General features: G+C 38.1%; 14 protein-coding genes. 7 read left to right on the forward strand and 7 right to left on the reverse strand.

Annotated elements, in window-relative coordinates; genetic code table 11:
- The first annotated feature begins 1 nt into the window (after nucleotide 1).
- Nucleotides 2-649 carry a ribulose-phosphate 3-epimerase gene (gene rpe, locus AC4PL9_RS02400; protein WP_491603191.1) on the forward strand — a complete coding sequence of 216 codons (648 nt, stop codon included), beginning with the start codon at nucleotides 2-4 and terminating at the stop codon, nucleotides 647-649.
- Nucleotide 650: 1 nt separating this feature from the next.
- The gene (locus AC4PL9_RS02405) at nucleotides 651-1,118 is read left to right on the forward strand and encodes a DinB family protein (RefSeq protein WP_491603192.1); all 468 of its coding nucleotides are present in this window, start codon (nucleotides 651-653) and stop codon (nucleotides 1,116-1,118) included.
- 11 nt (nucleotides 1,119-1,129) lie between these two features.
- Here AC4PL9_RS02405 and AC4PL9_RS02410 read toward each other — a convergent pair whose 3' ends face one another.
- From AC4PL9_RS02410 to AC4PL9_RS02420, 3 genes are read right to left on the reverse strand one after another with little or no spacing between them, the layout of a single operon-like run.
- Nucleotides 1,130-2,137, reverse strand: a complete 1,008-nt coding sequence (locus AC4PL9_RS02410; RefSeq protein ID WP_491603193.1) for a toxin-antitoxin system YwqK family antitoxin — start codon at nucleotides 2,135-2,137, stop codon at nucleotides 1,130-1,132.
- A 3-nt stretch (nucleotides 2,138-2,140) separates the two neighbouring features.
- Nucleotides 2,141-2,536, reverse strand: a complete 396-nt coding sequence (locus AC4PL9_RS02415) for an acyl-CoA thioesterase (RefSeq protein ID WP_491603194.1) — start codon at nucleotides 2,534-2,536, stop codon at nucleotides 2,141-2,143.
- Nucleotides 2,537-2,589: 53 nt separating this feature from the next.
- A complete protein-coding gene (locus tag AC4PL9_RS02420) occupies nucleotides 2,590-4,476 on the reverse strand; it encodes a polysaccharide biosynthesis protein (RefSeq protein ID WP_491603195.1) in 1,887 nt (628 codons plus the stop codon).
- 188 nt (nucleotides 4,477-4,664) lie between these two features.
- Here AC4PL9_RS02420 and gcvT point away from each other — a divergent pair, with 188 nt between their 5' ends.
- The 5 genes from gcvT (at nucleotide 4,665) to AC4PL9_RS02445 (ending at nucleotide 10,374) form a co-directional block, all read left to right on the forward strand.
- On the forward strand, nucleotides 4,665-5,747 hold the full coding sequence (gene gcvT / locus AC4PL9_RS02425) for a glycine cleavage system aminomethyltransferase GcvT (RefSeq protein WP_491603196.1): 1,083 nt from the start codon (nucleotides 4,665-4,667) through the stop codon (nucleotides 5,745-5,747).
- A 477-nt stretch (nucleotides 5,748-6,224) separates the two neighbouring features.
- Entirely contained in the window at nucleotides 6,225-7,502 is a 1,278-nt protein-coding gene (locus AC4PL9_RS02430) for a Glu/Leu/Phe/Val family dehydrogenase (RefSeq protein WP_491603197.1), read from the forward strand.
- A 9-nt stretch (nucleotides 7,503-7,511) separates the two neighbouring features.
- Nucleotides 7,512-8,627 carry an NAD(P) transhydrogenase subunit alpha gene (locus AC4PL9_RS02435; protein ID WP_491603198.1) on the forward strand — a complete coding sequence of 372 codons (1,116 nt, stop codon included), beginning with the start codon at nucleotides 7,512-7,514 and terminating at the stop codon, nucleotides 8,625-8,627.
- A 27-nt stretch (nucleotides 8,628-8,654) separates the two neighbouring features.
- Nucleotides 8,655-8,960, forward strand: coding sequence for an NAD(P) transhydrogenase subunit alpha part 2 (locus AC4PL9_RS02440; RefSeq protein WP_343787180.1), 306 nt, complete (start codon nucleotides 8,655-8,657; stop codon nucleotides 8,958-8,960).
- Between the two features lie 28 nt (nucleotides 8,961-8,988).
- The gene (locus AC4PL9_RS02445; protein WP_491603199.1) at nucleotides 8,989-10,374 is read left to right on the forward strand and encodes an NAD(P)(+) transhydrogenase (Re/Si-specific) subunit beta; all 1,386 of its coding nucleotides are present in this window, start codon (nucleotides 8,989-8,991) and stop codon (nucleotides 10,372-10,374) included.
- 61 nt (nucleotides 10,375-10,435) lie between these two features.
- Here AC4PL9_RS02445 and AC4PL9_RS02450 read toward each other — a convergent pair whose 3' ends face one another.
- Genes AC4PL9_RS02450 through AC4PL9_RS02465 form a run of 4 tightly spaced genes read right to left on the reverse strand, consistent with a single transcriptional unit; the run spans nucleotide 10,436 to nucleotide 14,169 of the window.
- Nucleotides 10,436-11,191: a DUF1295 domain-containing protein gene (locus AC4PL9_RS02450; RefSeq protein WP_491603200.1), complete on the reverse strand. Its 756-nt coding sequence runs from the start codon at nucleotides 11,189-11,191 to the stop codon at nucleotides 10,436-10,438.
- 34 nt (nucleotides 11,192-11,225) lie between these two features.
- Nucleotides 11,226-12,119 (reverse strand): EamA family transporter, encoded by an 894-nt coding sequence (locus tag AC4PL9_RS02455; protein ID WP_491603201.1) that lies wholly within the window; start codon nucleotides 12,117-12,119, stop codon nucleotides 11,226-11,228.
- Nucleotides 12,119-12,811, reverse strand: a complete 693-nt coding sequence (locus tag AC4PL9_RS02460; RefSeq protein ID WP_491603202.1) for a response regulator transcription factor — start codon at nucleotides 12,809-12,811, stop codon at nucleotides 12,119-12,121. The genes AC4PL9_RS02455 and AC4PL9_RS02460 overlap by 1 nt, the downstream gene beginning before the upstream one ends.
- A 5-nt stretch (nucleotides 12,812-12,816) precedes the next feature.
- Nucleotides 12,817-14,169, reverse strand: coding sequence for a sensor histidine kinase (locus tag AC4PL9_RS02465; protein ID WP_491603203.1), 1,353 nt, complete (start codon nucleotides 14,167-14,169; stop codon nucleotides 12,817-12,819).
- Nucleotides 14,170-14,171: the final 2 nt, after the last annotated feature.

Raw genomic sequence — 14,171 nt, forward strand, 5'->3', positions numbered from 1 at the left:
TATGCCAATTGTTTCTCCTTCCGTACTTTCTTGTGATTTTGCTAATATTCAACGCGATGTTGAAATGATTAACCAAAGTGAGGCCGATTGGTTTCACATTGACGTCATGGATGGTGTATTTGTTCCGAATATTTCCTTTGGATTTCCGGTTTTGGAGGCGATAAAAAAACACGCCAAAAAGCCAATGGATGTACATCTTATGATTCAGAATCCGGATCAGTATGTAAGTGACTTCAAACGATCAGGAGCAGATATATTGACGGTTCACTATGAGGCCTGTACACATCTTCACAGAACCGTTCAACATATAAAATCAGAAGGGATGAAGGCAGGAGTTGCTTTAAACCCCCACACAAGTATCGAACTTCTGGATGATATTATCGAAGATCTGGACCTGGTTCTTGTTATGTCCGTTAATCCGGGCTTCGGAGGACAGAAATTCATTAAAAATGCTGTTTATAAAGTGGAGCAGGTTAAAAACCTGATTCATAAACGAGGATCAAAAGCTCTCGTAGAAGTAGATGGAGGTGTTAACCTTTCGACAGGTAAAGAACTTGTTATGGCAGGCGCAGATGCTCTTGTTGCAGGAAGTTTTGTTTTCAATTCCGAGGATCCGGTACGTACCATTGCACAATTGAAAGAACTCTAATATGATCTCAGATTGGATAGAAGATAAGTTTCGCTTTGACTTTGAAGCGAATACTGCCTGGACAGATTTTCTTTCGAATGCTATTGAAGATCCTAAACCAGAAATTGTACGCATTGTTAGCCATATTCTTAACGTCCATCATCTCTGGATCAGAAGAATAAAAGGCATGCCTGTAGAATCAGGAGATTGGGATACATTTGAACCACGTCATTTTTCACGTCTCAATTATCAAAATTTTCAGGAAACAGTTGATCTACTTTCCGAAAACGGAGAAGACCGGATTATTGAATATACTAACAGTGATAATGAGCGGATGGAAAAAAGTATGTATGACATACTCTATCATATCCTTCAGCACAGTGCACATCACAGAGGGCAGGTAGCTTTATTATGTAGCAGAGAAAGCTATGACAATCGTCCGGAAGTCAATTATATCAGTCGATCAGATGTCAACAATGGAGAAGAATAGGATGTTTTCCTTTATTTTTTCTTCTTACTTTTCTTATTCTTTTTCCCCGGAAGCGCATCATCTTCGTCTCCTTCACCTTCCTGAGGTGTTCCTTCGGTCAGTCGTCCGTACTCATCATACTTTCTGAAATCAATGAGCTCACCCTTCTCATAAATAAACTCAGACATTAATTTTCCGTTAGGATAATACTCAACAAAAGCTCCTTCTTTTCGTCCCTTCTTATAACTTTCCCGTTTCTGAATATCACCATTAACAAAGAAAGTAGTGAATTCACCATCTTTCAGATCTTTCGAATAATTCTCAACAAGTAACACCGCTCCGTTATTGTAGAAGTACTCTTGTTTCCCTTCTTTACTTCCATTTTTAAAATTCAGGCGCTTCGAAATTTTCCCATCGGGGAAATATGAGATAAAAGAACCATCTAATACCCCCTCTTTATAATGTACCTCTTCTTTCACTTTAGACCCCGCATAAAACGAAGTCTTTTTTCCGTGCAATAAACCATTCTGATAAAACTCCCACAAAGTTGTATCTCCTCCTGGACCAAAATAAATATGTTCACCATTCTTTTCTCCCGCCATATAATTCATAACCCAGGCTCTTCTCGCCGTACTGTCATAATAATATGTCCATGCCCCATCTTCTTTTCCAATAGCATGGCTTCTGATTACGCGGATACATCCGGACTCATAGTAAGTTGTATCTACACCATCTTCTTTTCCATTCAGAAAACGGATTCGGTGTTCTCTTAGCCCATTATTATGACAGGTTTCACATTCCCCGGTATACGGACTACCGGAACCTCTGCTAAAAAACACATCAAGATTCTCGTCATATTCCAACTTACTGTTGCAGTCAACAACCCCTACAAGATTACCGCACTCCCACTCTACAAATCTTTGTTTTGCTCTCTTTTCCGATTTTGCATAACAAGGCTCCCCCGTTTGAGAAGAAAACTGAGCCTGTACATGTAAATTCACCAAAAACACACAAGAAAGTAACACCAAAGAGTATTTCATAATCTACTTAATAAATCGTTCAAAAGCTTTTCGGAATTCAGGATATACCTGAACAGACGTTTTTGCTGTATAATCAAAACAAACCAGTAGAGATTCTCCTTTACACTTAATTTTATCCCCTACACGCAGCACATAAGACAAAACAAAACTGGTATTACCAATAGTTTCCGGTTTTACTTCCACATCAATCATATCAGTAAGGAAAACAGGCTCCAGATATTCTATCTCATTCTTTCGGAGAACTATTCCTTTATTTTCCCAATCCCACTTGGTACCAAGCTCATTACTCAAAAAATGCATACGGGCAGTTTCGAAATAATTCAGATAAATGGCATTATTAACATGCCCCATCATATCTACATCACTAAAACGAGCCTGAATCCTCAAAATATTACTCATAAGCGTTTAATTATACCCTAACAATATACTTAGAATTATAGAAAAATCAAGTTTTAGTTTTTATCGAGTTTCTGATATACCGAATTGTTACTGATAAACTCCGGAACAATAGCTTTCATAGCTGCAACAATTTCTTCGTTATCCTGCTTATCAAATTTAGCAATCAGTCCGTTTATACTCTCCCGGATATCATCATTTACTTCCCGAACCCGGGCAATAAGTATCTTCTTATTATGTGTAGGCAAAGTGTTCTCTTCTGTTGCCAGAAGCTCTTCATATAGTTTCTCCCCCGGACGAAGTCCCGTTATTTTAATACTGATATCCTTCCCTTCTTCCAGTCCGGATAATTTTATCATTTTTCGGGCCAGATCAATAATGCGAACGGATTCTCCCATATCAAATACAAAAACCTCTCCTCCATTTCCCATGGATCCGGCTTCAAGAACCAGCTGGCAGGCCTCAGGTATCGTCATAAAATAACGCGTAATACGTTCATCCGTAACCGTAATAGGTCCTCCTTTCTCTATTTGTCTTCTGAACAAAGGGATCACGGAACCATTAGACCCTAAAACATTTCCAAATCGAGTGGTAATAAATTTAGTCACATTTTGTTTGTTCGCAAGTTGCGCATACATCTCTGCAATCCGTTTCGATGCCCCCATAACATTCGTCGGGTTTACAGCTTTATCAGTAGAGATCATAACAAACTTGTCAACACCATATTCAATAGCCAGATCCACCAGGATTTTTGTCCCTTTCACATTAGCTAAAATAGCTTCCGAAGGATTATCCTCCATCAGAGGCACATGTTTGTAGGCAGCAGCGTGAAACACATACTGAGGATGAAAAGTTTCGAACACTTTTCGCATACGATGAACACTTCTTACGTCTCCAATTACCACTTCCAGATTATCACCCAATCCCTGATTCTGAAGTTCAACTTGCAAATCATATAATCCTGATTCAGCCTGATCCAGTAAACAGATCTTTTTAGGGTTGAATTGCACAATCTCCCGAACCAAACCACTTCCGATAGACCCGGCAGCTCCTGTAACAAGAATGGTTTTTCCATTCAGTTCTTTTGACACCCTACAGCTATCCAAATGAATTTCCTCTCTTCCGAGAAGATCCTCAATTTTAACTTTACGAATATTTTTGACAGAGAATTCGCCATTAATCCAACTTTTAGCAGAAGGAACATTCATCACTTCTACCCCAGCCTCCAAACAAACGTCTACTACTTTGTTTTTATTTATTTTAATCGGTTTTTGAATGGCAATGATAAGTTTTTGAACATCATGATCTTTTATTAGCTCTTGAAGTTCATCTGTAGGGTGAATAGTGATCCCTTCCAGCCTTGTGTTTTTCAGTTTTTTATTATCATCTGCAAAAGCAACAATATTATAAGTAAGCCGGGCATCTTTTTCTATTGTACGTTTTGTGATCAACCCTGACACCCCCGCTCCATAGATAATAACATTCTCAGCATTTTTCACCTTTCTTTTAGCTGACTCAAGGTATAGTAATTTAATTGAAAACCGGGAAAAAACCATTAAACTGAAAGAAGCCAGATACTCAACAATAATAATTGATATCGGCAGGAAATTTCGTTCGTCAAAGAAATGAAATCGTATCGGAGATAAGATAAAAAAGATTACTGTAGAGGTTGTTACTGCAAAAAAGACACGTTTAAGGTCTTGTGTGGATGTATGCCGAACCAATCCCATATGTGTACGGAACAACATAAAAACCGTCAACTTTACAACCAGATATACAGGAAGAGCGTACATTAAACTGCTCATTTCTTTCCTAAACACATCACCTGAAATTTCAATATCAAACCGAACTAAATAGGCAATAAAAAGTGCAAACAGGGAAATAAAAAAATCCATGAGTAAAACTACCCACCTTGGCACATTGGATTCTGGTAAAAACTTCATTCGTGTAGCTGCAATTGAATTTTGTGTACGTATCGCAAAAATAGGCGAATTGGATCAATAACATTCATCTTTTAACTATATTTAGAAAAAGAATTCCTGTTTTCAGAAAACCTACCTTACCCAAATCGATAAAAGAAATCTACTTTCGTAGTGCAAAATATGTACATTTGTGCCCAAACGAAATCATTATGAAAAATACTGCACTAACGAGCGTACATACTGAATTGGGAGCGAAAATGGTTCCTTTTGCAGGTTTCAATATGCCGGTTCAATACGAAGGAGTAAATGTAGAACATGAAACCGTTCGAAACGGAGTCGGAGTGTTTGATGTTTCCCACATGGGAGAGTTCTTACTTTCAGGACCAAAAGCTTTAGATTTACTACAGAAAGTTTGTAGTAATGATGCCTCAACACTTACGATAGGTAAAGCTCAATATTCCTGCCTGCCTAATGATAAAGGAGGAATCGTAGATGACCTTATTATATACAAGATAAAAGACGAACAATATTTACTGGTAGTAAATGCATCAAACATTGAAAAAGATTGGAACTGGATTTCTTCTCACAACAATGATGGAGTTGAAATGCGGAATCTTTCGGATGACTACTCTCTACTTGCCATTCAGGGACCAAAAGCAGTGGAAGCAATGCAAAGTCTTACTTCTGTTAACTTATCTGCTATTAAATACTACCATTTTGAAGTGGCTGATTTTGCTGGAATAGAACATGTTATTATCTCAGCAACCGGTTACACAGGGTCTGGAGGTTTTGAGATTTACTGTAAAAACAGTGAAGTAAAACAAATCTGGGACAAAGTATTTGAAGCAGGGAAGGAATTTGGTATTAAACCTATCGGTCTGGCTGCCAGAGATACACTGCGTCTTGAAATGGGATTCTGTCTATATGGAAATGATATTGATGACACCACTTCACCATTGGAAGCTGGATTGGGATGGATAACTAAATTCAATAAGGACTTTGTGAATTCTGAAAACCTCAAAAAGCAAAAAGAAGAAGGAGTAAGCCGAAAACTAGTCGGTTTTGAAATGGTTGACAAAGGAATTCCACGTCATGATTATGAAATTGCAGATGAAACCGGAACTGTAATAGGAAAAGTAACTTCGGGAACAATGGCTCCTTCTTTAAAGAAAGCGATCGGACTAGGTTATGTAACAATTGATAAAAGCACAGAAGGAACAGAAATCTATATTGTTGTTCGCGGAAAGCTGGTAAAAGCAAAGATTGTTAAACCTCCGTTTTATAAGAAGTAATTTTTCACAAACTGTTTGAATATCAAAAGGCGGTAAATCTACCGCCTTTTCTTTTTTGCTCATAAAACACAAGTAACTAGGTATAAAACAAATACTTAACTATCCAAACAGCTTATTCTTGTTATATTTCTAAAGATTTGAACAATAAAGTATGAAAAAATTAACATTAAGTTCTTCATTTTTTTGTTTGTTCATTCATCAGATATTGTAGTTTTGCCTTGTTTTTGGAAGTAATAATTTGTTAACTTTAGATTAACTGTTCTTTGAGTTCTGTTTTTTACGATTTATAAATGGAATTGTACTGACTCCGGGTTATTTCGCTTGTAGTTTTACTTCCCTTTATTGATCCAAATAAAGATAAAACAGTTGGTTTGCTCTCAAAAACTTATTTTTTTGTGAAATTGCACGGATAATTAATCAACCTGTTGTTGGTTTACCGTAAAATTAGTTTATTTGAACATTATCAATAAACCAGATATGATAACTGAAGAAAAAAAGAAACCCGGGATGTATGAAAGCGTCCAGAAACAGTTCGACAGAGCTGCGGATATCATGGGATTAGACAACAATATTCGTAGAATATTATCTACTACGAATACAGAGATCATCGTTCACTTTCCGGTAAAAATGGATGATGGTAGTGTAGAAATATTTACCGGTTACCGCGTTCAGCACAATAATGCGTTGGGTCCCTATAAAGGTGGTCTGCGTTATCACCCTGAGGTAGATATTAATGCTGCTAAAGCACTTGCTACCTGGATGACATGGAAAACGTCACTTGCGGGACTTCCTTATGGAGGAGGTAAAGGAGGTGTTCAATTAAATCCGAAGCAGTACTCTCAAGCCGAGCTGGAAAGAATTACAAGACGATTTACGTATGCTCTTGGAGATAATATCGGACCGGAATACGACATTCCTGCACCTGATGTGAATACCAACGCACAAATGATGGCTTGGATTGCAGATACTTATATGTCTACAAAAGCACCTTCTGAGCGTTCCAAGTATATGCATGTTGTAACCGGAAAACCTGTTGGATCAGGAGGGCTTGAAGGTCGTGACCGTTCTACAGGATTTGGTGTTGTTGTAACTATCCGTGAATGGGCAAAATTGCGTAACATATCTCTTGAAGGGAAAAAATATATTGTTCAGGGATTTGGTAATGTTGGGCAATGGGCTTCTGTTTTCATGAAAGAAAGTGGAGCTATTCTTGTCGGTGTTCAGGATGCCACAGGAACCATTTATAATGAAAAAGGTATTGATCCTGAAGCATTGATTGCGTATACTGCAGGAAATAATGGTGGGGTTAAAGACTTCCCTCATGCACCTGAAGTAGACGGTTCTGATTTCTTCGCCTTTGACTGTGATATTATTATCCCTGCGGCACTAGGAAACCAGATCACAGAAGAAAATGCGCCTCGCATCAAAGCTCAATTGATAGCAGAAGGAGCAAACGGACCAACAACTCCGGAAGCAGATGTAATTCTTAATGAGAAAGGAATTGATCTTATCCCTGATATCTTGTGTAACTCAGGAGGTGTGATCGGATCGTACTATGAGTGGTTACAAAACCGAAACGGAGAAATCTGGACATTGGAAGATGTGATCGGAAGGCTTCAACAAAAGCTTGAAATTTCATTTGCAAGTGTTGTTAAAGTTGCTGAAGAACACAATACTGACTGGAGAACAGCAGCATATATCCAGGCAATTAAACGAATCGAATTAGCATACAAACAAAGAGGAGTTTTCCCTTAATGTAAGGAAATGCAATCTATAGGAATTCTGAAAGAACAGAATGGAGACCCACGTGTTTGCGTGGGTCCCATGACTGTTGGTAAAATCATCAAGGATTTGGGTTTTACCGTATATACTGAACAAAGTGCCGGAAGTCAATCCGGATTCTCTGACGAAGAGTATATCAATGCAGGTGCCACAGTGCATGAGAGGAATGAGGTGATAAATAAGGCGGATATACTCTTGTTTATAAACCATTTCAGACTCCCCCACTTGGATGCTTCAAAAACATTTATTGGTATTGTAAACCCCTTGTTTCATTATAACCATCTGATGGATTATATGAAACCGGAGATTAATCTATTCAGTCTTGACCTGTTGCCGCGTACCACGAAAGCGCAATCGATGGATGTACTATCTTCCATGGCTTCTCTTTCCGGCTACAAGGCTGTAATTAAGGCTGCTGAAGTGAGTAATACGGTAATGCCCATGTTTACAACTGCCGCGGGGACTATTCGCCCTGCCAAAGTATTAGTTTTAGGAGCCGGAGTAGCTGGTCTTCAAGCTATTGCAACAGCTAAAAGACTAGGTGCTGTAGTAGAAGCATTTGATGTTCGTAAAGCTGCGGGGGAAGAAGTCCGAAGTCTTGGAGCTAAATTTATTGAAGTAGAAGGAGCTACTGAAAATAAGGATGCGGGAGGTTATGCCGTAGAACAGTCTGAAGACTATTTGCAGAAACAGCGTGAGTTAATTCATAAACATGTTTCTGAGGCTTCTGTTGTAATCGCTACAGCCAATATTCCGGGAAAAAAAGCTCCCCTACTCGTTCGTACCGAAAGTGTTGAAAAGATGAAGTTCGGATCAGTTATTGTCGATCTGGCTTCGGAGCAAGGAGGAAACTGTGAGTTATCTCAGGATGAGAAAATTATCAATCACAAAGGCGTAAAAATTGTCGGAAGCTCTTTTCTTGCACGGGAAATTCCAGCTACATCCAGCCAAATGCTATCTGGAAATTTCTTTAATTTCCTCAAACACTTTAAGTTAATTGAAGAAGGAGAGGTTCAGAATGATCCGATTGTAGACGGAGCGTTAGTTGTAAAAGAAGGGAAACTGGTTAATGAACGTGTAAAAGGCTTTCTCGAATAATTGTCATTCATCTAAAATCAAATAAAAATGCTTGAATTCTTTAATGAAAATCAAGAGATGATCTATTTCCTTATTTTATGTACTTTTCTGGGAATAGAAATCATAGCGAATGTACCGGCAATTCTGCATACTCCTCTGATGTCCGGAGCCAATGCAATTTCGGGAGTTATTCTTGTAGGCGCCATTATTATTATGCAAAAAATTGACCCGCAGGATTATGTGAGCCTTACAATCGGTACAATTTCCGTTTTTCTGGGGACACTCAATATTGCAGGTGGTTTTTTTGTAACCGGAAGGATGCTCTCCATGTTCGGAAATAAAAAGAAGAAATAAACGCAACATCATTTAAGAAAAAATAAACATGATAGCTCTAGTAAATATTAGTTACCTGATTGCTATGTTGTCTTTTATTCTGGGACTTAAGTTTCTTTCTTCTCCCTCAAAGGCAAAACATGGTAATATCCTGGCAGGATCCGGAATGGTTTTGGCAGTTATTGTCACTTTAATCAGTCAGTTTTTTGGTTTTTCTGTAAGTACCAATCTACTATTGATTCTTTTGGCGATTGTCACAGGAACGATAGTAGGAAAACGTATGTCTGATCGGGTTGAAATGACGGCAATGCCTCAACTGGTATCTCTTTTCAACGCAATGGGAGGTGGATGTGCTATGCTTCTTGGAATTATGGAAGCGCGACTGGGAACTCCCCCCTCCTCTGCCAGTCTGATTCTTTTATGGTCCGGTTTAATTATTGGTGCAGCTTCCTTTTCAGGAAGTGTTATAGCCTACCGAAAACTGGCTGGGAAGCAAAAAGACAAGCGTACACTTATGATTATGTACGTTTCAAGAATCCTTTTATTGAGTTTCCTTATAATTCCCACCCTATACTTTACGAATCTATTACCATTAGGGTTAGTCTCCGTAACTCTTATTCTTTCTGCACTTGCCCTCATTTATGGAATACTTTTCGTGTTACCGATCGGTGGAGCAGATATGCCCGTGGTAATTTCATTATTAAACTCACTAACCGGTATTGCAACAGCACTCGCAGGTATTCTATATAACAATACGATTATGATTGCCGGAGGTATTTTTGTAGGTGCTGCCGGAATTCTTCTTACATTATTGATGTGCAATGCAATGAACCGTTCAATTTTTGCTGTTATCGGTGGTAAATTCAATGGTTCGGGAGTTTCTTCAGGTGACGAAGAAGAAATAGAAATCAAAACAACAAGTATTGGTGAAACAGCTACTAAACTTGCGTTTGCTCAGAAAGTAGCTATTGTTCCTGGATATGGATTAGCCGTGGCGCAGGCTCAACACTTATGTAGTCAATTACAGGCAATTCTTGAAGAAAAAGATACAGAAGTGCATTATATCATTCACCCTGTTGCAGGAAGAATGCCCGGTCACATGAATGTATTACTTGCAGAGGCAGATGTTCATTATGATAAGTTAAAAGAAATGGATCTTGTCAATGATGAAATGAACGAATACGATGTAACCATAGTCATAGGCGCTAATGACGTTGTCAATCCTGCAGCTGAACAGGATGAAAACAGTCCTATCTATGGAATGCCGATTATTAAAGCATATAACTCAAGAGAGGTTGTAGTAATCAAGAGAGGTATGAGTAAAGGATACGCTGGTGTCGAAAACCGCTTATTCGGATATGATAACTGTCAGCTTCTTTTCTCCGATGCGAAAGTAGCATTGAGTGGACTTATTAATGAATTAAAAGTCCTCTGATAAAAGATCATCATTTATAACCAAATAAACGGCTATCTACTTATAGATAGCCGTTTATTATTTACAATATTCTGGGAATAACTGCTTTTCTTTCTTTGGGGTATTCCTCTCCGAATTTCTCTTTATACCATTTATGATGATCCAATGTACGTGGTAACAAGTTCGCCCATGACCATATCGTAAATGATAAAGTTGGTAGACTTAAGGTCATTATTCCCCATCCTGTCCATTCGATCAATTCTCCCATAATATTAGGTGAAGATACCCACCTAAAAAAACCTCCATGAGGAATTTTGTACCCTGTTTCTCCCGGTTTTCGAAGGTTTATCAATTTATAATCACTTGATATATTAATATACATTCCTGTTAAAAAAACGATAATTCCACAAAGAAACCAGGGAGAAAGTAACCAATTCAGATCATAGACCGCAAAATTCCCCAGAAAGTATCCGTTCACAGGTCCGTTAACCAAATTAAAGAAAACGGCAGATGTCATTATAATGACTGGCATTTTCTTTTTCCCAGACCGAACTCTGAAAGGCCATATAAATGTTCTATGTATATAATGTGCCAAAAATAGTGTGAAAAAGATCCAATGAACGACATTCTTCTCTGCATCACCAGATAAAAAAAAGTAGGAGAACAAAAGAGGTGATGGCAGTTCCATCAGCAACCATCCCCAACGGTTTTGTATCATCGCTCCAAGAGGTTTACTGTGCCTTCCATAAGGTGCGGTAACGAATAATGCTGCCGGAAAAATAACTAATGCAACACCTATCCAGATCCAAACGAAAAAATAAAACTGTTCTTCTTCCATAGTAGTTTCTCTTTAGAAAAAAAGGTTAAAAATATTATTTTTTCCGTAAACGGTTCACGTTAAGCAAAACAATAGAAAATATGATCAACCCTACCCCTCCCCATTGTACACTATTTATACGTTCTCCCAGAAACAGAAAAGCCATAGAAACTGAAACAGGTATTTCAAGAGAAACAATAATAGACCCCAGTCCCATACCGGTTAAAGGCATCCCCTTATTCATTAATAGTGGTGGTAAAACCGTACCGAATACAGCAAGCAATACTCCCCATGGATAAAATACGCTCCAGGAAAAATCATTCATCAGTACAGGTAATGCTGCAATAGTCACAACCGTATACCCTCCGGTCATCATCCAAAAGCTACGTTTCTTATTGGAGAGTTCTAAGCCTATCCTGTTACTTGTATAGAGTGAAATTGTATACGAAAGCGCTCCCAACATTCCCCAGAAGACACCCTGCCAACTGATTCCGTTTATATCCTTATATACTTCAGTTGCCAGTAAAGTCCCTGTCAGGACGAGTAAAACAGCAATGATTTTATTTGTTTCGGGACGTTTCCGTTCAAGAATAGCCTCAAGAACCACTCCCATCCATACACTCTGCATCAGTAGCACTATACAAAGGGAAACCGGAATGTAAAGGACCGCCCGATAGTAAAATATACCTGTAAAACCTAAGGATGTTCCGGCAAGTACCAACCATAGAACAGAGTATTTACGAGGTATATGATATTCCTGCTCTTTCTTTTTTTTCGTAATAAATGTCCTGAGAGCCATTCCCCCCAAAACAATCCAACCAATACTATACTGAGCAAATGTGACCTCTTCTGTCGTATACCCCTCGTTGTATGCTAATTTTACGATTGTAGCCAAAATTCCGTAACACAAAGAACCCAGTGCTACGAAAACAATACCTTTAATGATCATTATTCTTCAGGACATATAAATTTAAAACCGATTCCATGCACGTTTGTTATAGCTACACGGTCATCTCCTGAAAGGTATTTTCGCAATTTGGTAATAAAAACATCCAGACTTCTCCCTACAAAGTAATCATCCTGTCCCCAAACACCGTTTAGCACTAACTCACGCGGTAAAACCTGATTTTTATACTTGCAAAGCATCGACAAAATCTCCGCTTCTTTCTTCGTTAACTTTTTCTGAAAATCAGTTGATTTCAATTCATAATTTTCAGAATCAAATGTATACTGACCTATTTTATAGATACTGGCTTTTTCCTCTTCCTGAACGATATTAACTCGTTTGAGCAAGGCCTTAACCCGTACCATTAATTCTTCAGTACTGAAAGGTTTGGTAAGGTAATCATCACCTCCTGATTCAAACCCCTTCACCTTATCCTGTGTATCTGATTTTGCCGTCAAAAACAAAATCGGAATATCCTTATCAATTTTCCGAATGTCCTGAGCCAGAGAAAACCCGTCTTTTTTAGGCATCATCACATCAAAAATACACAGGTGATAATTGCCATCGTTGAAGCGCTTAAACCCTTCAGCACCATCAGTTGCCAATGTGACATTATATTCATTGGAACGCAATTGATCGGCTACAACAAATCCAAGGTTCATATCATCCTCAACCAACAAAATATTCGCTTTCATAGACATCAGTTTGTTTTGGTCATCGGCAAGTTAATCAAAAAAGTAGTACCCTGTCCAAAAACCGACCGGACACTTATCTTTCCCTTGTGCGAGTCAACAATCAGTTTCACATAGTACAATCCTAATCCAAAACCTTTTACATCATGTAAATTTCCTGTTGGTACCCGGAAGAATTTATCAAAAATCATTCGTAAATTTTCACGACGAATCCCTATCCCATTATCTGAAACTTCAATCAATATTGAATTTCCCGTATTACGCGTTGATATTGTAATCTGAGGTTTTCTTTCACAATACTTAATTGCATTATCAATCAGATTATGAATTACATTTCCAATATGTACTTCATCGGCTGTAATAACAGACTTTTCTGCTTTAAGATTCAACTGGATTTCTCCTCCATTTTCCAACTGGTTGATTTCGAAAACCTCACTTGCCTCGCGGATAAGTTCGTGCAAATCAAATTGTGAATATTTCAACTTCAATTCTTCTTTATCCAACTTGGCAACATTCAACACCCGTTCAACCTGGTTTTCCAATCGTTTGTTCTCCTTGTATATGATACCGGCATATCGTTTTAGTCGTTCCGGATCATTGGCAAAATTTTCCCGAAGTAGCGTTTCACTTGAGAGTGCGATTGTTGAAATCGGAGTTTTCAACTCATGAGTCATATTATTGATAAAGTCCGTCTTTACCTCCGAGAGCCTCTTCTGTTTGATAATTACAGATAGTGCATATCCAAAAAATAAAAGAACAAAACCTATTATAGCAAACAGTGAGATCCAGGGGGATGCATCTGAAGGTAAGTCATCCATATTACTCATTTCCCGCTGAGGAAATACTACAGAAAAATAATGCCCGTCTTTATCCCATTTGATTTGCGGCGAAGTATAATGATTGGATGTATCATCTTCCGGCTTAAAAAAATTATCTTCCGAAAAGACAATCGTATTTGCGTAAACGATACTATCGCTGAAACAATCATAAATTCCGTATTGGAAATCTTCTTTTATTCCTCTGTCATAAAACTCTCTTTTTAGCAGTTGCTCCAAAAAGTAAGGGTGTACCGTATCATTAATTGAAACTGTAAAATAGTTACTCATTTCCTGCTTTACTGCTCCATACAGATCAGAAGAATCTTTGTATAAAGAAGAGATTTCGGAAACGACATTGGTCAAAGCTATATGTACACGCTCATTAAACTGACGATTACTGAGACTATCATCCCGCTGCTGCAATTCCTTTTTATTCTCCTGAATTATGATCGTTTTACGAATCCAGAATACCTGAATAAAGAGGATACTTAATAAGGAGAGTATCCCAATAAACAAAACCGTATTAATACTTTTGATTTTCATTT

The organism is Wandonia sp. (genome assembly GCF_984588085.1).